Here is a 21,306-nt window from a genome sequence, read left to right on the forward strand (position 1 = left end):
TGGCGCGCGGCCCGGCATCGAGTCCGCGGGAGGGACGACAGGGTGCGACGGTGGTTGGGCAGCGTGGCGGCGTCGGTACTCGTCACGGTCGTGCTGGCCGGCTGCGCCGCACCGCCCGGAGTGGACACCGACCTCACCGACGACTGGACCCCGGTCGGCCCACTGGCCGTCTGGACGCCACAGTCCGGCACCTGCCACGCCCGGGCCGGCGAGGCGTCGGTGGCGACCTACCAGCCGGTGCCCTGCGACGAGGAGCACCGGGCCGAGACCGTCCGGGTGGCCACGTTCACCGGCAGGGACGCCACCCGTCGGACGCCGCCGCCGCCCGGCTCGGCCACCGTCCTGGCCGCGCACGACGCCTGTGACCGGGACGCCACCCGGCTGCTCGGCGCCGACTGGCGCACCGGCCGGTTGGCGCTGACCCTCATGCTGCCCCGGGTCGCCGCCTGGTCGGCCGGCGCCCGCTGGTACCGCTGCGACCTGGTCGAGACACGCAGCCTCGACGACGACACGGCGGTCGCCCGCACCCGCAGCCTGCGCGGCGCGCTGACCGGGACGGCGGCGCTGGCCCACCGCTGCTTCCAGCCCAAGATGATCAACGACGACATCAACTTCATGGAGCCGGTGCCCTGCCAGCAGCCGCACCGGGCCGAGTTCGTGGGGGTCTACCGGGCGCCCGAGCGGACGTTCGAGGAGTTCGAGCGCGCGGCTGACCGTACCCACCGGGCCTGCCTGAGCCGGGTCGCCGCGTTCGCCGGCATCCCCGACGACGGCGCGGTCGGTGCCCGGGTGGGCTCCATCTACTACCACCCGGACGCGACGGCCTGGGCCGGCGGCGACCGTGGCGTTCAGTGCTTCCTGTGGATGAACGACCGGGACCTGAAGGGATCGGCCCACGACGAGGGACCGGCCCTGCTGCCCACGTCCTGAGCCGTGGCCGTGGGCAGCCGCCGCGTCGCCGTACCGTATGCTGCTGGCCCGTCGCTGGCACCGGGTCCCCGAACACCGGGCGGACGCGGCCCCCTGGCCGCGCTGCCACGGCGACGGCGTCCTGACCACCGGATGGTGGCCGGCCCCGGAGAGGAGCGGGCGATGCGACGGTGGCGCTCGGTGATCCTGGGCCTGGCCACCCTGCTGGCCTGCGCCTCCTGCCGCGCAACGGGCGGGGTGGACCGGGACCTGACCGACGACTGGGCCGCCCTGCCGTCGGCGGCGGCGTTCGTACCGGCCGCCGGGGTCTGCCACCCGGAGCGCGGCGACGCGGGCATCACCGAGGACCGGCAGGTGGACTGCGAACAGCCGCACGACACCGAGACCGTGCTGGTCGGCACCCTCACCGGAGCCGACGCGGCCCGCCCCGGCCCGCCGTCGGCCGGCTCGCCAACGGTGCGCGCCGCCCGGGCCCGGTGTGAACGGGCGGCCAGCGCGCTGCTCGGCGCCGACTGGCACGGCGGTCGCCTGGACCTGGACCTGTTGCTCCCGCCGCGCCACGACTGGTCCACGGGCGCCCGCTGGTTCCGCTGCGACCTCTACGAGACGTACCGCCTGGGCAGCGACAGCGGAATCCCGCGCCCCCGGGAGTCCAGGTTCGCCGGTGCGCTACGGCCCGGTTCCCCGCTCAGTCACACCTGCTTCCGGGTCCAACGACACGACGACGAACTCGCCGCAATGGACGAGGAGTCCTGCACGGCGCCACACGACGCGGAGTTCGCCGGTGTCTGGACCGCGCCGGCCGGTATGGACCGCGCGGCGTTGGTCCGGGACGGGGACCGGATCGGCGGTCGGTGCACGGAGATCATCGCCCGGTTCACCGGCGCTCCCGTCCGGACCGTACAGGCGCGGGTGGGTTCGATCTGGAAGGCCCCGGACGACCGGGACTGGCGGGACGGCGACCGCGGCGTGCTGTGTTTCCTGTGGACCGACCGGACGCTCAGCCGGTCCCTGCGCGACGCCGGCCCGGCCGGGCTGCCGGCCGGCTGACCCGGTCGCACCACACACAACCCGGGCCGGCTGACCCGGTCGGGCACCTGCCGGCCCGGTCCGGCGCGGCGCGGCGTTCCGGCGGGGGCGCCGGGAGGTCAGCCCGTCGGCTCCCGGCGCAGCACCGCCAGGAACATCGCGTCCGTGCCGTGCCGGTGCGGCCAGAGCTGCACGGTGGGGCCGTCGCCGAGTCCCGGCATGCCGGCCGGCAGCAACGTCCGGGCGTCGACGAAGTCGACAGGCACCCCCGACCGCCGCGCCGACTCGGTGACCGTCACGTGCGTCTCCACAGTGTGCGGCGAGCAGGTGACGTAGCCGACCACGCCACCCGGGCGGACCGCCCGCAGCGCCGCGCCGAGCAGTTCCCGCTGGAGTCGGGTCAGCGCGGGCAGATCACCGGGCTGCCGTCGCCACCGCGACTCCGGCCGCCGGCGCAACGAGCCGAGCCCGGTACACGGCGCGTCCACGAGTACCCGGTCGAACCCGCCCTCCGGCAGATCCGGCTCGACCCCCACGTCGCGGCCGTCGGCCGTGTGGACCGTCACGGGCAGCCCGCGTACGGCCTGGGTCACCAACCGGGCCCGGTGCTCGGCCACCTCGACGGCGGTGACCTCGGCGCCGCGTTGCGCGGCCAGCGCGCCGAGCAGCCCAGCCTTGCCGCCCGGTCCGGCGCACAGGTCGAGCCAGCGCGCGTCGGGACCGCCGGCCAGCGGTGCGCCGGCAAGCGCCGCCGCCACCAGCTGCGAGCCCTCGTCCTGCACGTGTGCCCGGCCCTGCCGCACCGCGGCCAGGTCACCGGGGGCACCGCCGGGCAGGTAGACCGCGTACGGCGAGAACGCGCCGGGCGCCCCGCCGACCTCGTCGGCCAACTCGACCGCGTCAGCCCGGCCCGGGCGGGCGGCCAGATGCACCGGTGGCCGGTCGTTGTCCTCGATCAACAACCTGGTGGTCTCCCCGAGGTCGCCACCGAGTGCGTCCAGGAACGCCCGGACGATCCACCGGGGGTGGCTGTACGCGAGCGAGAGGTGCCCGAGCGGGTCGGTGTCGACCGGTGGAGCCAACTCCGTGATCCAGGCGTCCAGGTCCTTCTCCGACACCTGCCGCAGCACCGCGTTGGCGAACCCGGCCGCGCCGGGGGCCACCGCCCGGACCAGGTCCACCGACGCCGACACCGCCGCGTGCGCCGGAACCCTGGTGTGCAGCAACTGGTACGCCCCGAGCCGGAGCGCGTCCCGGGCGGGTGGGTCGATCCGCTCGACCTCGCGACCGGCGGCCGAGGCGAGCACGGCGTCCAGGGTGCCCAGCGCGCGCAGCGTCCCGTAGGTCAGCTCGGTGGCGAACGCGGCGTCCCGGCCGAACAGCCCGCGCTCGGTCAACAGGGCCGGCAGCACCAGGTTGGCGAAGGCGTCGTCGCGGTGTACCGCGGCGACGGCGTCGTACGCCGCCCGGCGCGCGGGGTCGACCGCCGGCCTGGCCGGTCGGCCGGACCGGCCGCGGCCATCCGCCGACCCCCGGTCGGTCCCACGCGGCCGACCCTGGCCCCGGTCGGTGCCAGTGGACCGACCCGACTCCCGGTCGGCACCGCTGGACCGACCCGACTCCCGGTCGGCACCGCTGGACCGACCCGACTCCCGATCGGCACCGCTGGAGCGGCCCGGCTCCCGGTCGGCGGCACGGGGCAGGCTCGACTCCCGGTCGGCCGTCATGCCAGCGCCTCGCCGGCGCCGACCCGGACGCCGCGCGCCCAGTCGGAGGCCGGCATGGCGCGCTTGCCCGCCGCCCGCACCTCGCCCAGGCTGACCGCCGTGGTGCCGGTGCCGACGAGCACCCGGCCCCGCTCCGTCCACAGCTCGCCGGCCTTCAGGTCCGGACCGTTGGCGACCGGTACGACCGGCCCGAGCTTCAACCGCTCGCCCCGGAACGTGCTCCAGGCACCCGGGGCGGGCGTGCAGGCCCGGATCCGGCGGTCCACCGCGAACGCCGGGTCCGACCACGGCACCCGCGCGTCCTCGACGGTCAACTTGGGCGCCGTCGAAACACCGTCCCCCGGCTGCGGCTCGGCCCGCGCGGTGCCCGCCTCGATCGCGTCGAGCACCGCCACCAGCAGGCCCGCACCGGAGCGCGCCAGCCGGTGCAGCAGGTCACCGGAGGTGTCGGTGGCGCGGATCTCGTCGGTCACCGTGCCGTAGACCGGGCCCGTGTCGAGGCCCTGCTCCAGCTGGAAGACGCTGGCGCCGGTGATCTCGTCGCCGTGCAGGACCGCGTGCTGCACGGGGGCCGCCCCGCGCCACGCGGGCAGCAGCGAGAAGTGCAGGTTGATCCAGCCGTACCGGGGGATCTCCAGCGCGGCCGGCGGGACCAGCGCGCCGTAGGCGACCACCGGCACGCAGTCGACGCCCAGGGCGCCGAGCCGGGCGAGGAAGTCCGGATCCCGGGGCCGGTCGGGGGTGAGCACCTCGATCCCCCGTTCGTCGGCCCACGCGCCCACCGGGGAGCGCTGGAGGCCACGACCACGCCCCGCCGGGGCGTCCGGGCGGGTGACCACGGCCGCCAGCTCATGCCGTCCGGAGGCGGCGATGGCGTCCAGTGCGGGTACGGCGACGGCCGGCGTGCCGGCGAAGGCGAGTCGCATCAGCTCACCGACCCAGGCCGAACGGGCTGGCCGGTCCGTGCGGGCTGAGCTTGACCACGGGCGGGGCGCCCTGGTCGTACCACTCGGCCTGCCGGATGGCCTTCATGGCCTCCTTGCGGCCCGCCGGGTCGAGCCGGTCGATGAACAGCACCCCGTCCAGGTGGTCCGTCTCGTGCTGCGCGCACCGCGCCATCAGGCCGGTGCCGACGATCTGCACCGGGTCGCCGTACTCGTTGAACCCCTTGGCCACCACGTTCTGCCGGCGCTTGGTGTCGAAGTACAGCCCCGGGATGGACAGGCAGCCCTCCGGGCCGTCCTGCTCCTCCTCGTCCGGGAACTCCAGCACCGGGTTGACCAGGTGTCCCACCACGTCGTCCACGTCGAACGCGAAGACCCGCAGGCTCACCCCGAGCTGCGGGGCGGCCAGCCCGGCCCCACTCTGCTCGCGCATCGTCTCGGTCAGGTCGGCGACGAGCTTGCGCAGCTCGGCGTCGAAGTCGACGACCGGGTCGGCCGGCGTGCGCAGCACCGGATCACCGAAGAGACGGATGGGCTGGACGGTCACGCGAGCTGACTCCTTCGTGGCGGTGAAACTGCTGCCGTACCAGTCTACGGACCCGTCACGAGCGCCGGAGACACGGTCAACGCGCCCGCTGGCACCGGTCGGCACCCGGCGCCCGCTCGGGTGCGACCGGGCTCAGAACAGTTCGTGCGGATCGACCTGGATCCGGACCGGATGGGCGGCCTTGCGGGCGGCCCGCACCCCGGCCGCCTCGTGCAGGGCCCGAGCCAGGTCGGCGGCGCCCGACCGGGCCACCCGCAGCAGCATCCGCTCGGCGCCCTCGGCGGCCGGGACCGGCCCGAGCGGTTCGGCCCCCGACGGCAGCCGGGCCAGGCCGAGCAGGTCGGCCACGGCCTCGGGGGTACCCGTCACACTGGCCATCCGGACCGCCGGCGGGAAACCCAGCTCACGGCGCTCCGCCAGCTCACGGGCCGCGAACCAGCCCGGGTCCCAGCGCAGCAGCGCCTGCACCGTCGCCAGGCCGGCGTCGGCCACCACGACCACCCGGCCGCCCGCCTCGGCGGGCCGGGCCAGCGCCGCCGCCGTCATCCAGCGGCGCAGCGTCTCCTCGCTGGCCCGCAGGTCGGCCCGGGTGAGCAGAGCCCAGGCGTCCAGCAGCAGCACCGCGCCGTAACCGCCGGCCGCGACCGGCTCGGCGCCCGGGGTGGCCACCACCACCGACGGTTCGGCCGGCACCGCCGCCAGCACCTCCTCCCGGCCCGAGGTCCGCACCGTCGCCCTGGGGAAGGCCCGGCCCAGTTCCTCCGCGGTACGCCGGGCCCCGGTCACGGCCGCGCGCAGCCGGCGGTCGCCACAGGTCGGACAGGAGTACGCGGCAGCCGGCCGGCCGCACCAACGGCACGCCGGGACGGCCCGCGCCGAACGCAGGGCCAACGGTCCGGAGCAGTGCGGGCACCGGGCCGGGGTACGGCAGGTGGCGCAGGAGATCGACGGCAGGTATCCCCGGCGGGGCACCTGCACCAGCACCGGCGCACCGGCGCCCAGCGCCGACCGGGCCGCCTCCCAGGCCACGCTCGGCAACCGGGCCGACTCCGCCGCGGGGTCCCGGGCCAGTTGCGGGTCGTCGCCGATCGGCGTCACCCTGGGCGTACGGGACCGGACCACGTCGCGGTCCGCGGTGATCCCGACGGCCCACCCGGTCTCCGCGAGCAACTGCGCCTCACCGCTGCGGGCGAACCCGCCCACCAGGGCACCCGCCCCGGCCAACTGTGCCCGGGTCAGCAGCACCTCCCGGGCGTGCGGATAGGGCGCCCTCGGCTCGGCGTGCAGATCGTCCCCGTCGTCCCAGATGGCCACCAGGCCGAGCCGGTCCACCGGGGCGAACGCCGCCGCCCGGGTACCGATCACCACCGGCACCTCACCGCGCCGGGCCGCGAGGAAGGCGCGGTACCGCCTGGCCGGGCCCAGCGCCGCCGACAGCACCACGTGCCGGCCCGGACCGAGGCGCGCGGTGAGCGCGGCGTCCAGCCGGTCCAGGTCCCGGGCGTCCGGGACGACCGCCACGGCACCGCGCCCGGACTCCACGGTGGCCGCCAGCGCCGCCGCGTACCGGGCCGGCCAGTCCTCGCCGGCGAGCGCCGACCACACCGCGCGCGGCGAGCGCCCGTCGGCGAGCGCGGTCAGGAACGCCGGCCCGGCCGGGTACGCCCGCCAGCCCTCGTCCGCCGGCACCGCCTCGTCCGCCGGCACCGCCACGCCGGCCGTCACCGGATCCCGGGTGGCGGTGGGCTCGCGCTCGACGCGGGCGTGCCGGGGCGGTACGGCCAGCCGGAGGACGTCGGCGAGGTTTCCCGCGTACCGGTCGGCGACCGTGCGGGCCAGCCGGGCGATCTCCGGTGCCAGCACGGGCTCCGGGGAGACCAACCGGTCCAGGTACGTCAGCCGGCCGCTGTGCGGCGAATCAGCGGCCCGGTCCAGCAGCCAACCGTCCACCAGCTTGCCGGCGAACCGGACCCGGACCCGGGTGCCCGGCACCGCCGTGTCGGCCAGCTCGGCGGGCACCAGATAGTCGAAGGGCCGGTCGAGGTGGGCCAGGGGTACATCGACGCAGACGCGCGCGACCGGCAACCCGTCGGCGGGTTGCCGGTCGCCACGCTTGCCGCTGGTCAGGCTCCCGCTGCCGACTTCAGGTCGCCGGCGCGGTCGGTGCCCTCCCAGGTCAGGTCGGGCAGCTCGCGCCCGAAGTGCCCGTAGGCGGCGGTCTGCCGGTAGATCGGCCGCAGCAGGTTCAGGTCCCGGATGATGGCCGCGGGACGCAGGTCGAACACCTCGCTGATGGCCCGCTCGATCCGCTCGACCGGGACGTTCTCGGTGCCGAACGTCTCGACGAACAGGCTGACCGGCTGGGCCTTGCCGATCGCGTACGCGACCTGCGCCTCGCAGCGCTCCGCGAGGCCGGCGGCCACCACGTTCTTGGCGACCCACCGCATCGCGTACGCCGCCGAGCGGTCCACCTTGGACGGATCCTTGCCGGAGAACGCGCCACCGCCGTGCCGGGCGTACCCGCCGTACGTGTCGACGATGATCTTCCGCCCGGTGAGGCCGGCGTCACCCATCGGGCCGCCGATCTCGAACCGGCCGGTCGGGTTGACCAGCAGCCGGTAACCGTCGGTCTCCAGGCCCAGCCCGTCGAGTTCGGGGCCGATCACGTGCTCCCGCACGTCCGGCGTCAGCAGCGACTCCAGCGAGATGTCGGCGGCGTGCTGGCTGGACACCACGACCGTGTTCAGCCGGACCGGCCGCAGCCCGTCGTACTCGATGGTGACCTGCGTCTTGCCGTCCGGGCGCAGGTAGGGGATGGTGCCGTCCTTGCGGGCGGCCGACAGCCGCCGGGACAGGCGGTGGGCCAGCGCGATCGGCAGCGGCATCAGCTCGGGCGTCTCGGAGCAGGCGAAGCCGAACATCATGCCCTGGTCACCGGCGCCCTGGGCGTCCAGCGCGCTCTCCGAGGAACCGCTGCGCAGCTCCAGCGCGCTGTCCACGCCCTGGGCGATGTCCGGCGACTGGGAGCCGATGGAGACGCTGACCCCGCAGGAGGCACCGTCGAAGCCCTTCTTGGACGAGTCGTACCCGATGTCCAGAATGGTCTCCCGCACGATGGTCGGGATGTCGGCGTACGCCTGGGTGGTGACCTCACCCGCGACGTGGACCTGGCCGGTCGTGATCAGCGTCTCGACCGCGACGCGGCTGCGCGGGTCCTGGGTGAGCAGCGCGTCGAGGATGCCGTCGCTGATCTGGTCGGCAATCTTGTCCGGGTGGCCTTCCGTGACCGACTCGGAGGTAAACAGGCGGCGTGCCACGGTGCTCCTCAGTGTCGACAGCTGTTGGGCGGCAGTCTAGACACCGCCGCGAACTTCTCGCCGCAGGCTACCGTGCCGACCTCGAAGGCTGTCGGAACTTCACCACGCAGCTCAGGAACTGGACAGTCGGGCCGTGACCAGGTCCAGTACCCGGTCGGCGAGGTCCTCCTTGGCCTGCTCCGGCAACTCGGTCCGGGACCCGTCGGCCCCGAGCACGGTCGCCGCGTTGGTGTCGGCGCCGAACACCCGGTCGGCGCCCACCACGTTGACCACGATGAGGTCCGCCTTCTTGCGGGTCAGCTTGGCCCGCGCGTTGACCTCGGCGTCCCGGGTCTCGGCGGCGAAGACCACCAGCACCTGGCCGGGCCGGCGACGCTCGCCCAGTTCGGCGGCGATGTCCGGATTGGCGACCAACGCAATGTCCGGCGCGGTTCCGTCGTCCGACTTCTTGATCTTGTGGGTGGCGTAGTTGGCCGGGCGGAAGTCGGCGGGTGCGGCGGCCATCACCACGGCGTCGGCGCCGTCGGCCGCCTCCAGGGTCGCCTTGCGCAACTCCTCGGTGGTGCCGACCCGGACGACGTCCACCCCGGCCGGGTCGGCCAGCGCGACATTCGCGGTGATCAAGGTCACCCGCGCGCCGCGGGCGACGGCGGACCGGGCGAAGGCGTACCCCTGCTTGCCGGAGGATCGGTTACCCAGGAAGCGGACCGGATCCAACGGCTCCCGGGTGCCGCCGGCGGTGACCACCACGCGGCGACCGGCCAGGTCCGGCTCGACCACGCCCCGGGCCAGGACCCGGCGGGCGACCGCGAAGATCTCGGCGGGGTCGGGCAGCCGGCCCTTGCCGGTGTCGGCACCCGTCAGCCGGCCGCTCGCCGGCTCGATCACCAGCGCGCCCCGGCGGCGCAGGGTGGCCACGTTCTCCACCGTCGCGGAGTGCTCCCACATCTCGGTGTGCATGGCGGGGGCCAGCACCACCGGGCAGCGGGCCGTCAGCAGCGTGTTGGTGAGCAGGTCGTCGGCGAGCCCGTGGGCGGCCCGAGCCAGCAGGTCGGCCGTGGCCGGGGCGACCACCACCAGGTCGGCCTCCTTGCCCAGCCGTACGTGCGGCACCTCCTGCACGTCGGCCCAGACATCGGCCGCGACCGGCTGGCCGGACAGGGCGGCCCAGGTGGGCGCGCCGACGAAGGTCAACGCCGCCGCGGTGGGCACCACCCGCACGGAGTGCCCCGACTCGGTGAAGAGCCGGAGCAGCTCGCATGCCTTGTACGCGGCGATGCCCCCGCCCACGCCGAGGACGACGCGGACCGGCATCGGGTTACGGCGCTTCGATCGGCTCGGCGGTGAGCAGTCCCGCGTTGATCTCGCGCATCGCGATCGAGAGCGGCTTCTCCTGCGGCGTCGTCTCGACCAGCGGGCCGACATACTCCAGCAGGCCCTCACCGAGCTGGCTGTAGTAGGCGTTGACCTGGCGGGCCCGCTTCGCAGCGAAGATCACCAGAGAGTACTTCGAGGAGGTCTTCTCCAGCAGTTCATCGATCGGCGGATTGGTGATGCCCTCTGGGTTGGCGATGGATCCCACGAAATACGACCTCTGCGTTTGTCAGCCGCGCGGCCGCGCGGCGGTTTGTCTGCCGACCCGCGACGGTGGCGCGGGCGGTTCCTGCTGTGTCCGCCACGCCGGAGCGCGGCCGACTGCTTCCCGCCACGCCGAGACGCGGCGGATCCCTCCCGACCCACCGGGACGCGGCCGGTTCCCTCCCGCCACGCCGAGACGTGGCGGGTTCCACGCCGAAGCGCGACCGACCATGCCGTGCTGGCGACACGACCAGCGTGGTGCGGCCGGCGTAGTGCGGCCGGCGTGGTGCGACCGGCGTGGTGCGGCCGATCAACCGCCGGAACGCGGCTGGACCGGGGTCAGAAAGGAATAACCGAGCAAGCCTACCAGTTCGTCCGCGGCGCGCTCGACGTAGTCGTTGACAACCGTCACATCGAACTCGCTCTCGGCGGCAAGCTCCTCGTCGGCGTGCACCAGCCGCCGGCGGATGGTCTCGTCGTCGTCGGTGCCCCGCCCGATCAGCCGACGTTTCAGCTCCTCGACGCTGGGCGGGGCCAGGAAGACCAGTTGCGCCTCCGGCATCGCCTGCCGGACCTGCCGAGCACCCTGCAGGTCGATTTTGAGTAGTACCGGCTGACCGCGCCGCAGGTGCGCCTCCACCGGCCCCCGGGGGGTGCCGTAGAGGTTCCCGGCGAACTCGGCCCACTCCAGCAACTGCCCGCTGGCGACCATGCGTTCGAATTCGTCCCGGTCGGCGAAGTAGTAGTGGACGCCGTCGACCTCGTAGTCCCGCATCGGGCGGGTGGTGACCGAGACCGACAGCCAGACCCAGTGCGAGCGCGCCCGGATCAGCTCGATCACACTGTCCTTGCCGACCCCGGAGGGGCCGGAAAGGACCGTGAGACGAGCTGCCGGGCGCGCGTCGTCATCCATGCTCACTGCTTGTTTCTACACGGTGCTGCGAACTAGTTCGCAGCGAACTCCCCAAGCAGTGCCTTACGCTGCTGCTCGCCGAGGCCGCGGAGGCGCCGGCTATCGGCGATCTTGAGCTTCTCCATGATCTGGGTAGCCCGGATCTTGCCGATGCCAGGCATCGCCTGCAGGACGGCCGAGACCTTCAGCTTCCCGACGACATCGTCGGACTCCGCCCGTTCGAGGACGGAAGCGAGGGTGGTCTTGCCCTGCTTGAGCTGCTCCTTCAGCTCGGCACGGGCTTTGCGGATCTCCGCGGCCTTCTCCAGCGCTGCAGCGCGCTGCTCGGGGCTCAATGACGGGAGCGGCACCAGTTCTCCTCAGGTCCCTATCGCGGCGGCCATCGATCCGCCGCATCTGTGAAACATGGTGTGGCTGTGAACCAAAGGGGTATGTGGTTCCCAGCGCCGGGAAAACTAGCGGGCAGCGACGCTTTCGGCAACGTGGGCGCGCGGGGATCATGGCTTGGTGACCGAGTGGTCACTCAGCCGTACGACCCAGCGCGGCCCGGCATTCCGCGAGTACGCGGTCGGCGGCGGCGCGTAGCGCGGCCGGCTCCGGTCCGGCCGAAAGGACCTCCCGGGAGTACGACGGCAGCACCGCCGACAGCCGCTCACCGAACACGGTCCGGAGGTCCGCGGCCGTCGCGCCCTGGGCGCCGAGGCCCGGCGCCAACAGCGGACCGTTGACCCGGGACAGGTCGTGACCGGTCCGACCGATCGTCGCTCCGACCACCAGACCGACGCTCCCGATCGGCTTCGCACCCTCGTTGAGCTGGGAAATCTCGTCGATCACGGTCTGCGCCACGGTGCGCCCGTCGGCGCCGCGCGCGTGCTGTACGGAGGGGCCCTCCGGATTGGAGGTGAGCGCGAGAACGAAAACCCCGCCGCCGTTCGCGCGCGCCGTGTCGAACATCGGCGCCAATGAACCGACACCGAGATAGGGACTCGCGGTCACCGCGTCGACATACAGCGAGCTGGATGGGTCGAGGTACGCGGAAGCGTAGGCCGCGACCGTGGAGCCGATGTCGCCACGCTTCACATCGAGGAGCACAAGCGTCCCCGCCGAACGCAACTGTCGGATAGTTGACTCAAGAATTTCGACGCCTCGGGACCCGAATCGCTCGAAGAAGGCGGATTGCGGCTTTACCACCGCCACCCGATCGGCGAGAGCGGTGACCACGCTGTCACAGAACCGAGCCAGCCCGTCCGGGTCGTCCGGCAGCCCCCATCGGGACAGCAACGCGGGGTGTGGGTCGAGCCCCACGCAGAGCGGACCCCGCAGTCGCATGGCGGCGTCCAGTCGTTCGCCGAAGGTCTCCACAGCCTCTCCTCTCCCTCGGCACCGGCGGCACGCCCACCGATGCGCTCCGCGGCCCAGTCGGACCGACCTCCGAGCCGCCCGAGCCGCCCCGGACCACCCGTCAACCCGCGACGGGCCGCCCCGGACTTCCGTCAGCCCGCGGCCACCGCGGCGGCGACACCCCGGACGATCCTCGCCACGTCCTCGTCCCCGGTGACGTACGGCGGCATCGTGTAGACGAGGTCCCGGAACGGCCGGAGCCAGACGCCCTGGTCCACCGCGGCGGCGGTGGCCGCCGCCAGGTCCACCTCGTGGTCGAGCTGCACCACGCCGATCGCGCCGAGCACCCGCACGTCCGCCACCCCGGGGGCGCCCCGCAGCGGCGCCAGGCCCGCCCGCAGCCCGGCCGAGATCCGGGGTACGTCCGCCGTCCAGCCACCCTCCCGGAGCAGCTCGACGGAGGCGTTGGCCACGGCACAGGCGAGCGGGTTCGCCATGAACGTGGGCCCGTGCGCCAGCACCCCGCCGGCCGAGATCCCGCGCGCGACCTCGGGTGTGCAGAGCGCCGCCGCGAGGGTGAGATAGCCACCCGTGAGCGCCTTGCCGACACAGAGCACGTCCGGGGTGACACCGGCGTGCTCCGCCGCGAACCACCGACCGGTACGACCGAAGCCGGTGGCGATCTCGTCGAAGATGAGTAGGACACCGTGCCGGCTGGTGACCTCGCGCAGCACCCGTAGGTAGTGCGGATTGTGGAACCGCATCCCGCCGGCGCCCTGCACGACCGGCTCCACGATCACCGCGGCCAGTTCCCCGGCGTGCCGCTCCACCGTGGCGACCAGCTCCGCCTCGTACGCCGGATCCACCGGCGCGTCGAAACCGGCCGGCGGCTCGGCCGCGAAGACCTGCCGGGGCAGCACGTCGCCCCAGAGGTGGTGCATGCCGCCCTCCGGGTCGCAGACGCTCATCGGGTGAAACGTGTCACCGTGGTAGCCGCCCCGCCAGGTGGCCAGCCGGCGGCGCTCCGGGCGGCCCCGGCCACGCTGGTACTGCAGGCACATCTTGATCGCCACCTCCACGCTCACCGAACCCGAGTCGCAGAGGAAGACGTGTTCCAGGCCCGGCGGGGTCAGCTCCACCAGCGCCTGGGACAGCCGTACCGCCGGCTCGTGGGTGAGGCCGCCGAACATGACGTGGCTCATCCGGCCCAGCTGCTCGGTGACCGCCCGGTCCAGCGCGGGATGCCGGTACCCGTGGATGGCGGCCCACCACGAGGACATCCCGTCGACCAGTTCCCGACCGTCGGCCAGACGCAGCCGCACGCCCTCGGCGCCCTCGACGGGGTACGGCGGGGTGGCCGACGGCAGCGGCGCGTACGGATGCCAGACATGCGCCCGGTCGGCCGCCAGCATCTCCTCAGGCGTCACCATTTCCCCCTCCGCTGGTAAGGAAGGGCCCCCTGTTATCGCTTTCCGTATAGGAAGGGCCCCCTGTTAACGCCCTCGACGGTGCGGCTGCGGTCCCCCGCGACCGGTTCACGGGGTGCGAGCCGACGCGCCCGGGGTGTCCGAGCCCGGCGCAGCGCCCCGAGACGGCGTGGCCGGCGTAACCCCCGGCGACGACGTACCCCCAGGGGGTGGCGTAACCCCCGGCGACGACGTAGCCCCAGCGCGTGGCGTGACCCCTGGGGCCGGCGGGGCGGCGGACGTGGCCCGGGCGATGGCTCGGACCAGTGCCGGCCCCCGGTAGATGAACCCCGTGTAGAGCTGGACCAGGCTCGCGCCGGCGTCGAACAGCCGGCTGGCGTCGTCGGGACCGAGCACCCCGCCGACCCCGATCACCGGCAGTTTGCCCCCCGTCTCGGCGTGCACGAAGGCGACCACCTCACGGGCCCGCGCCGCCAGTGGACGGCCGGACAGCCCACCGGTCTCGGCGGCCACCGCCCGGTCGGCCGCGGCGACCCCGCCCCGACCGATCGTGGTGTTGGTGGCGATGACGCCGGCCGCCCCCCGCTCCAGGCAGACCGCGAGCAGTTCGGCGATCGCCGGTTCGGTGAGGTCGGGGGCGATCTTCACCAGGATCGGCTTCTCCCCCACCAGCGCGGCGAGCAGGGCGTCCAGGTGGCCCCGGTCCTGCAGGGCGCGCAGCCCCGGGGTGTTCGGCGAGGAGACGTTCACCGCGAAGTAGTCGCCGTGGTCGCGCAGCGCGCGGTACGAGGCCAGGTAGTCCTCGACCGCGTCGTCGAGCGCGGTGACCTTCGACTTGCCCAGCGAGATGCCCAGCGGTACGCCGAGCGGCCGGTCCAGCGCGGCGAGCCGGGTCGCCAGAGCCGCCGCGCCCAAGTTGTTGAACCCCATCCGGTTGACCACGGCCACGCTGTCCGGCAGCCGGAACAGCCGTGGCCGCGGGTTGCCCGGCTGTGGGTGCGCGGTGACCGTACCGACCTCGACGAAGCCGAATCCGAGTGCCGGCCAGGCCGGCAGGGCGGCGCCGTCCTTGTCCATTCCGGCGGCCAACCCCACCGGGTTGGGAAACTCGACCCCGAACACCGTTCGTGGCGCGCGTACGGCGTACCGGGCTCGCAGCGCCGCCAGCGCGGCCCGGTTCCGGGACAGCCCGGCGAGGCGGCGCAGTGTCCATTCGTGCGCCGCCTCGGCGTCGCCACCACCCAGCCGAAACAGCCAAGGCCGCACCACCCGCTCAAACATCACCACCCCCAACCCCCGCCCCAACCCCAACCGAACCCCGACCCAACCCCGTCCGAACCCCGGTCGCACCCCGGTCGGACCCCGTTGATCATGAAGTTAGCGGTGGTTCTGCCACCGAAATCGTCCGCTAACTTCATGATCAACCCGGGGGGGTGGGGGGTCTGGGGGGGTGGGGGGGTCATCGGGTGGCCTGGAGGAGGGCGTGGAGTTCCTGGAGGGGACGTACCGTCATGTCACCGCGGATCAGGGCCTCGATGCCCATCACCGCGGCCGCCGCGCCGGGCACGGTGGTGACGCACGGGATGTCCGCGGTCACGGCGGCGCTGCGGATCTCGTACCCGTCGGAGCGGGCGCTCGCCCCCGAACCCTGCGGCGTGTTGATCACCAGGGCCACCTCGCCGCCGAGGATCATGGACACCGCGTCGGGGCCCTCCCCCGCCTCCTCGTAGTGCTTGCGGATGAGCTGGCAGGAGATGCCGTGCCGGCGCAGCACCTCGCCGGTGCCGGTGGTCGCCACGATCGCGAAGCCGAGATCGGCCAACCGCTTGATCGGGAAGATCATCCCGCGCTTGTCCCGGTTGGCCACCGAAACGAAGATCGTCCCGCTGGTCGGCAGCGAACCGTACGCGGCGGCCTGGCTCTTCGCGAACGCGTGCCCGAACGTCGTGTCGATTCCCATCACCTCGCCGGTGGACTTCATCTCCGGTCCGAGCAGCGAGTCCACCCCCTTGCCGGCGGGGGTACGGAACCGCTTGAACGGCAGCACCGCCTCCTTCACGGCGACCGGCGCGTCGTCCGGCAGCGTCCCGCCGTCCCCGACGGCCGGCAGCAACCCCTCGGCGCGCAGCTGCGCGACCGTGGCGCCCAGCATGATCCGGGCCGCCGCCTTGGCCAGCGGCACCGCCGTGGCCTTGGAGACGAACGGCACGGTACGGGAGGCCCGCGGGTTGGCCTCCAGGACGTACAGCATGTCGTCCTTCAGCGCGTACTGGACGTTCAGCAGCCCGCGGACCCCGATCCCCCGGGCGATCACCTCGGTGTACCGGCGGACCTGCGCCAGGTGCGAGCCGGCGAGGGTGATCGGCGGCAACGCGCAGGACGAGTCGCCGGAGTGGATCCCGGCCTCCTCGATGTGCTCCATCACCCCGCCGAGGTACACCTCGCCGTCGGCGTCGCAGAGCGCGTCCACGTCGATCTCGATGGCGTCGTCGAGGAACCGGTCCACCAGCACCGGGTGGTCCGGTGAGATGTCGGTGGCCCGGCCGATGTAGGCGCGCAGCGTCGGCTCGTCGTACACGATCTCCATGCCCCGGCCACCCAGCACGTACGACGGGCGGACCAGCACGGGGTACCCGATCTCGTCGGCGATCGCCTTCGCCTCCTCGAACGAGGTGGCGGTGCCGTACGCGGGCGCCCGCAGCCCGGACCGGTTCAGCAGCGCACCGAACGCGCCCCGGTCCTCGGCCAGGTGGATGGACTCCGGCGAGGTGCCGACCACCGGCACGCCGGCCTGCTTGAGCCGTCGCGCCAGGCCCAGCGGCGTCTGCCCGCCGAGCTGGACGATCACCCCGACCACGCCCGGACCCCCGGCCTCCTTCCCGGGGGCGTCCTCGGCCCGCCACACCTCCAGCACGTCCTCGAAGGTCAGCGGCTCGAAGTAGAGCCGGTCGGCGGTGTCGTAGTCGGTCGACACCGTCTCCGGGTTGCAGTTCACCATCACGGTCTCGAAGCCGCCGCCGGCAGCCTGGTCCGGCCCGGCCGCATCCGCCGCCGGCCCGCCGGCAGCCGACCCGCCCGCACCCGCCGGCCCGAATCCACCCGCCGCCGGGTTCGCGGCCCGCAGCGCCTGAACCGCGTGTACGCAGGAGTAGTCGAACTCGATGCCCTGGCCGATCCGGTTCGGCCCGGAACCCAGGATCAGCACCTTCGGCCGGGCCGACGGCAGCACCTCGGTCTCCTCGTCGTACGAGGAGTAGTGGTACGGGGTGCGGGCCGCGAACTCGGCCGCGCAGGTGTCAACGGTCTTGAACACCGGGCGCAGGCCGAGCCGGTGGCGCAGCGTGCGTACCCCGTCCTCGCCGGCCAGTTCGGGCCGCAGCGCGGCGACCTGCCGGTCGGACAGGCCGGCCCGCTTGGCCCGGCGCAGCAGGTCCCGGTCGAGCACCGGCGCTTCCACCAGTTCCTGACGCAGCTCGATCAGCGCGACGATCTGGTCGATGAACCACGGATCGATCCCGCCGGACGCCTCGAACACCTCGGCGATGGAGGCGCCCAGCCGCAGCGCCCGTTCCACGGTGTAGAGCCGGCCGTCGTGCGGCGTACGCAGCGCGGCCAGGGTGTTCTCCCGGGTCGCGCCGTCGGGGTCCGGCAGCGTCCAGAACCCGGCCGCCTTCGTCTCGACCGACCGCATGGCCTTGTTGAGCGCCTCGGTGAAGTTGCGGCCGATGGCCATCGCCTCGCCCACCGACTTCATCGTGGTGGTCAGCTCCGGGTCGGCTCCGGGGAACTTCTCGAAGGCGAACCGTGGGATCTTCACCACCACGTAGTCCAGGGCCGGTTCGAACGCCGCGGGCGTCTCGAGGGTGATGTCGTTCGGGATCTCGTCCAGGGTGTACCCGATGGCCAGCTTCGCCGCGATCTTGGCGATCGGGAAACCCGTGGCCTTCGACGCCAGCGCCGACGAGCGGGACACCCGGGGGTTCATCTCGATGACCACGAGCCGGCCGTCGGCCGGGTTCACCGCGAACTGGATGTTGCACCCGCCGGTGTCCACCCCGACCTCGCGCAGGACGGCGATGCCCAGGTCCCGCAGCCGCTGGTACTCCCGGTCGGTGAGCGTCATGGCCGGCGCCACGGTCACGCTGTCGCCGGTGTGCACGCCCATCGGGTCGAGGTTCTCGATCGAGCAGACCACCACCACGTTGTCGTGCCGGTCCCGCATGAGTTCCAGCTCGTACTCCTTCCAGCCGAGCACGCTCTCCTCGATCAGCACCTCGTGCACGGGGCTGGCCGCGAGCCCCTGGCCGGCGATCCGGTCCAGGTCGGCGTCGGTGTGGGCCATTCCGGAGCCGAGGCCGCCCATCGTGAACGACGGCCGGATCACCACCGGCAGGCCCAGCTCGGCGACCGTGTCCCGGACCTCGTCCATCGAGTGGCACACCCGGGAACGCGGCACCAACCCGGTCGGCTCCTCGACGCCGATCCGGGCGCCGGCCCGGACCACGATGTCCTTGAACAGCTGCCGATCCTCGCCCCGGCGGATCGCCTCGATGTCGGCGCCGATCAGCTCCACGCCGTACTTGTCGAGCACGCCGGCCTCGTGCAGCGCGACGGCCGTGTTCAGCGCCGTCTGCCCGCCCAGGGTGGGCAGCAGGGCGTCCGGCCGTTCCTTGGCGATCACCAGCTCGACGAACTCCGGGGTGATCGGCTCCACGTACGTCGCGTCGGCGTACTCCGGGTCGGTCATGATGGTCGCCGGGTTGGAGTTGACCAGGCTGACCCGCAGCCCCTCGGCGCGCAGCACCCGGCACGCCTGCGTGCCGGAGTAGTCGAACTCGCACGCCTGACCGATGACGATCGGCCCCGAGCCGATCACCAGGACATGCCGTAGATCCGTCCGCTTAGGCATGGCTACCGCCCCCGCCCCTCGCTGTGGTTTCCGTCGAGGGCACGGCCCTCAGTGCGCTGCCCGTCGAGGGCACGGCCCTCGCTGCGCTGTCCCTCGAGGGCGCGGCCCTCGCTGCGCTGCCGGTCGAGGGCGCGGCCCTCGATCAGTTCCGCGAAGCGGTCGAACAGGTAGTCCGCGTCGTGCGGGCCCGCCGCCGCCTCCGGGTGGTACTGCACGGTGAACGCGGGCACGTCCCGCGCCCGCAGGCCCTCGACCACGTTGTCGTTGAGGCAGACATGGCTGACCTCGACCGCGCCGAAGTCGGTGTCGATCAGCTGGTCCGGCACGGCCGCCTGCTCCACGGCCCCCGGTACCCGCACCGCGAAGCCGTGGTTGTGGCTGGTCACCTCCACCTTGCCGGTGGCCCGGTCCAGCACCGGCTGGTTGATGCCCCGGTGGCCGTAGCCGAGCTTGTACGTCCCGAAGCCCAGCGCCCGGCCGAGGATCTGGCTGCCGAAACAGATGCCGAACAGCGGGAGCCGCCGGTCCAGCACCTCGCGGGCCAGGGCCACCGGATGGTCGGCGGTGCCCGGGTCACCCGGACCGGGCGAGAAGAACACCGCGTCGGCCCCGGTGGCCAGGATGTCCGCCATGGTGCTGTGCGCCGGCAGCACGTGGGTGGTCACACCGCGCGCGGCCAGCCGGCGCGGCACGTTCCGCTTGATGCCCAGGTCGAGCGCCGCGACCGTGAACCGGTGCTCGCCCACCGCCTCGACGGTGTACGGCCGCTGCGTGGTCACCTGGGCCGACAGGTCGGCGCCGACCATCCGGGGCGACCGGAGCACCCGTTCCAGCAGGGCCCGCGGGTCCTGCTCCACGCTGGACACCCCGACCCGCATGGCGCCCCGCTCGCGCAGGTGCCGGGTCAGCGCGCGGGTGTCCACGCCGCTGATCCCGACCACCCCCTCGGTGGCCAACCGGTCCTCCAGGCCACCGGTGGAGCGCCAGTTCGAGCCGATCCGGGCCGGATCCCGGACCACGTACCCGGCCACCCAGATCCGGCCCGACTCGTCGTCCTCGCCGTTCACCCCGGTGTTGCCGATGTGCGGCGCGGTCTGCACCACCACCTGCCGGTGGTACGACGGGTCGGTGAGCGTCTCCTGGTAACCGGTCATGCCGGTGGTGAAGACCGCCTCGCCGAACGTCTCACCGATGCTGCCGTACGCCTCGCCGGTGAAGGACCGGCCGTCCTCCAGAACCAGGATCGCGGGACGCCTCTTCATGCCTGACCTCCGATCACTTCACGGCCTTTCCGTCGAGCACCGTCGGCGTACCGCGCAGGAACGTCGCGACGATCCGGCCCGGCAGCTCCATTCCGGCGTACGGGGTGTTACGGCTGCGGCTGGCCAGCTCGCCCGGGTCGATCCGCCGACGGGCGGCCGGATCGACCAGGGTGAAGGTGGCCGGCCGACCCGGCGCCGGTACGTGACCGTGCCCGGTCAGCCCGGCGATCCGGGCGGGCGTCCGGGACATCCGCTCGGCGATCAGCTCCCAGTCCGGGCCGAACACGTCGAGCACGATCGAGAGTGCGGTCTCCAGCCCGAGCATCCCGGGCCGGGCGTACGCCCACTCACACTCCTTGTCCTCGACGGCGTGCGGCGCGTGGTCGGTGGCGACCACGTCGAGGACGCCCTCGGCCAGCGCGGCCCGCAGCGCCGCCACGTCCGCCGCCGTACGCAGCGGAGGGTTGACCTTGTAGACCGGGTCGTACGCGCCGCCCGGCCCGCCGCCGGCGATCAGCTCGTCGGTGAGCAGCAGGTGGTGCGGCGTCACCTCGGCGGTGACCGCCACGCCGCGCGCCCTGGCCTGCCGCAGCACCTCGACACTGCCGGCCGTGGAGACGTGGCAGACGTGCAACCGGCTGCCCACGTGCTCGGCCAGCAGCACGTCCCGGGCGATGATCGCCTCCTCGGCGACGGCCGGCCAACCGGTCAACCCGAGCCGGGTCGACACCTCACCCTCGTGCATCTGGGCGCCCTCGGTCAGCCGGGGCTCCTCGGCGTGCTGGGCGATGACCCCGCCGAACGCCTTGACGTACTCCAGGGCCCGGCGCATCAGCCGGGGATCGGCCACGCAGTGCCCGTCGTCGGAGAAGATCCGCACCGCGGCGGCCGAGTCGGCCATCGCGCCCAGCTCGGCCAGGCGCTCACCGGCCAGCCCCACGGTGACCGCGCCGATCGGCTGGACGTCCACCAGACCGGCCTCCCGGCCCAACCGCCAGACCTGCTCGACGACGCCGGCCGTGTCGGCGACCGGCGAGGTGTTGGCCATCGCGCAGACCGCCGTGTAGCCGCCCAGCGCCGCGGCCCGGGACCCGGACTCGACGGTCTCGGCGTCCTCCCGGCCCGGCTCGCGCAGGTGGGTGTGCAGGTCCACCAGGCCGGGCAGCGCGACCAGCCCGGCCGCGTCGACCACTGTCGCGCCGGCGGCGGACAGCCCACTGCCGGCCTCCACCACGGCGCCGTCGCGCACCAGCAGGTCGGTCGGTGCGGCGCCCAGCACGCTGGCACCCCTGATCAGGTACGTGAAGCTCATGTGTATTCCTTCGTTCGCGACTGCGGGGCTCGCAAGCTCACTCCTCGCGCTCACCGAAAATCCTTCGTTC

General features: G+C 73.5%; 15 protein-coding genes and 2 pseudogenes. 2 read left to right on the forward strand and 15 right to left on the reverse strand.

Annotation, left to right across the window (positions count from 1 at the left end):
- Positions 1-42 precede the first annotated feature (42 nt).
- Positions 43-930, forward strand: coding sequence for a septum formation family protein (locus ACXN5W_RS00100; protein ID WP_473156013.1), 888 nt, complete (start codon positions 43-45; stop codon positions 928-930).
- A gap of 162 nt (positions 931-1,092) precedes the next feature.
- Positions 1,093-1,980: a septum formation family protein gene (locus ACXN5W_RS00105; RefSeq protein ID WP_473156014.1), complete on the forward strand. Its 888-nt coding sequence runs from the start codon at positions 1,093-1,095 to the stop codon at positions 1,978-1,980.
- A 98-nt stretch (positions 1,981-2,078) separates the two neighbouring features.
- On the opposite strand, the gene ACXN5W_RS00110 is transcribed toward ACXN5W_RS00105, so the two are convergent.
- The 15 genes and pseudogenes from ACXN5W_RS00110 to ACXN5W_RS00180 all read right to left on the reverse strand — a co-directional run bounded on the left by ACXN5W_RS00110 (position 2,079) and on the right by ACXN5W_RS00180 (position 21,236).
- Positions 2,079-3,686: an RsmB/NOP family class I SAM-dependent RNA methyltransferase gene (locus tag ACXN5W_RS00110; protein ID WP_473156015.1), complete on the reverse strand. Its 1,608-nt coding sequence runs from the start codon at positions 3,684-3,686 to the stop codon at positions 2,079-2,081.
- A complete protein-coding gene (gene fmt / locus ACXN5W_RS00115) occupies positions 3,683-4,612 on the reverse strand; it encodes a methionyl-tRNA formyltransferase (protein WP_473156016.1) in 930 nt (309 codons plus the stop codon). Before fmt ends, ACXN5W_RS00110 begins: the two co-directional genes overlap by 4 nt.
- 4 nt (positions 4,613-4,616) lie before the next feature.
- Positions 4,617-5,177, reverse strand: a complete 561-nt coding sequence (gene def, locus ACXN5W_RS00120) for a peptide deformylase (protein WP_473156017.1) — start codon at positions 5,175-5,177, stop codon at positions 4,617-4,619.
- A gap of 132 nt (positions 5,178-5,309) precedes the next feature.
- Positions 5,310-7,262, reverse strand: coding sequence for a primosomal protein N' (locus ACXN5W_RS00125; protein ID WP_473156018.1), 1,953 nt, complete (start codon positions 7,260-7,262; stop codon positions 5,310-5,312).
- A 38-nt stretch (positions 7,263-7,300) separates the two neighbouring features.
- The gene (gene metK / locus ACXN5W_RS00130) at positions 7,301-8,494 is read right to left on the reverse strand and encodes a methionine adenosyltransferase (RefSeq protein ID WP_473156019.1); all 1,194 of its coding nucleotides are present in this window, start codon (positions 8,492-8,494) and stop codon (positions 7,301-7,303) included.
- A gap of 111 nt (positions 8,495-8,605) precedes the next feature.
- On the reverse strand, positions 8,606-9,808 hold the full coding sequence (gene coaBC / locus ACXN5W_RS00135; RefSeq protein WP_473156020.1) for a bifunctional phosphopantothenoylcysteine decarboxylase/phosphopantothenate--cysteine ligase CoaBC: 1,203 nt from the start codon (positions 9,806-9,808) through the stop codon (positions 8,606-8,608).
- A gap of 4 nt (positions 9,809-9,812) precedes the next feature.
- Complete coding sequence (gene rpoZ, locus ACXN5W_RS00140; RefSeq protein ID WP_095564834.1) at positions 9,813-10,076, reverse strand: DNA-directed RNA polymerase subunit omega; 264 nt, start codon at positions 10,074-10,076, stop codon at positions 9,813-9,815.
- Positions 10,077-10,382: 306 nt separating this feature from the next.
- Entirely contained in the window at positions 10,383-10,985 is a 603-nt protein-coding gene (gene gmk, locus ACXN5W_RS00145; RefSeq protein ID WP_473156021.1) for a guanylate kinase, read from the reverse strand.
- Between the two features lie 32 nt (positions 10,986-11,017).
- Entirely contained in the window at positions 11,018-11,335 is a 318-nt protein-coding gene (gene mihF / locus ACXN5W_RS00150) for an integration host factor, actinobacterial type (RefSeq protein WP_473156022.1), read from the reverse strand.
- Between the two features lie 169 nt (positions 11,336-11,504).
- Positions 11,505-12,347 (reverse strand): orotidine-5'-phosphate decarboxylase, encoded by an 843-nt coding sequence (gene pyrF, locus ACXN5W_RS00155; RefSeq protein ID WP_473156023.1) that lies wholly within the window; start codon positions 12,345-12,347, stop codon positions 11,505-11,507.
- A gap of 131 nt (positions 12,348-12,478) precedes the next feature.
- Positions 12,479-13,756: an adenosylmethionine--8-amino-7-oxononanoate transaminase gene (locus ACXN5W_RS00160; protein ID WP_473156024.1), complete on the reverse strand. Its 1,278-nt coding sequence runs from the start codon at positions 13,754-13,756 to the stop codon at positions 12,479-12,481.
- Positions 13,757-14,035: 279 nt separating this feature from the next.
- Positions 14,036-15,037: pseudogene (locus tag ACXN5W_RS00165) on the reverse strand (quinone-dependent dihydroorotate dehydrogenase); the annotation flags it as partial.
- Between the two features lie 175 nt (positions 15,038-15,212).
- A complete protein-coding gene (gene carB, locus ACXN5W_RS00170; protein WP_473156025.1) occupies positions 15,213-18,662 on the reverse strand; it encodes a carbamoyl-phosphate synthase large subunit in 3,450 nt (1,149 codons plus the stop codon).
- Positions 18,663-18,793: 131 nt separating this feature from the next.
- Positions 18,794-19,924, reverse strand: a pseudogene (gene carA / locus ACXN5W_RS00175) (glutamine-hydrolyzing carbamoyl-phosphate synthase small subunit); the annotation flags it as partial.
- A 13-nt stretch (positions 19,925-19,937) separates the two neighbouring features.
- A complete protein-coding gene (locus ACXN5W_RS00180; RefSeq protein WP_473156026.1) occupies positions 19,938-21,236 on the reverse strand; it encodes a dihydroorotase in 1,299 nt (432 codons plus the stop codon).
- Positions 21,237-21,306 lie beyond the last annotated feature (70 nt).

The organism is Plantactinospora sp. A48 (assembly GCF_055793945.1).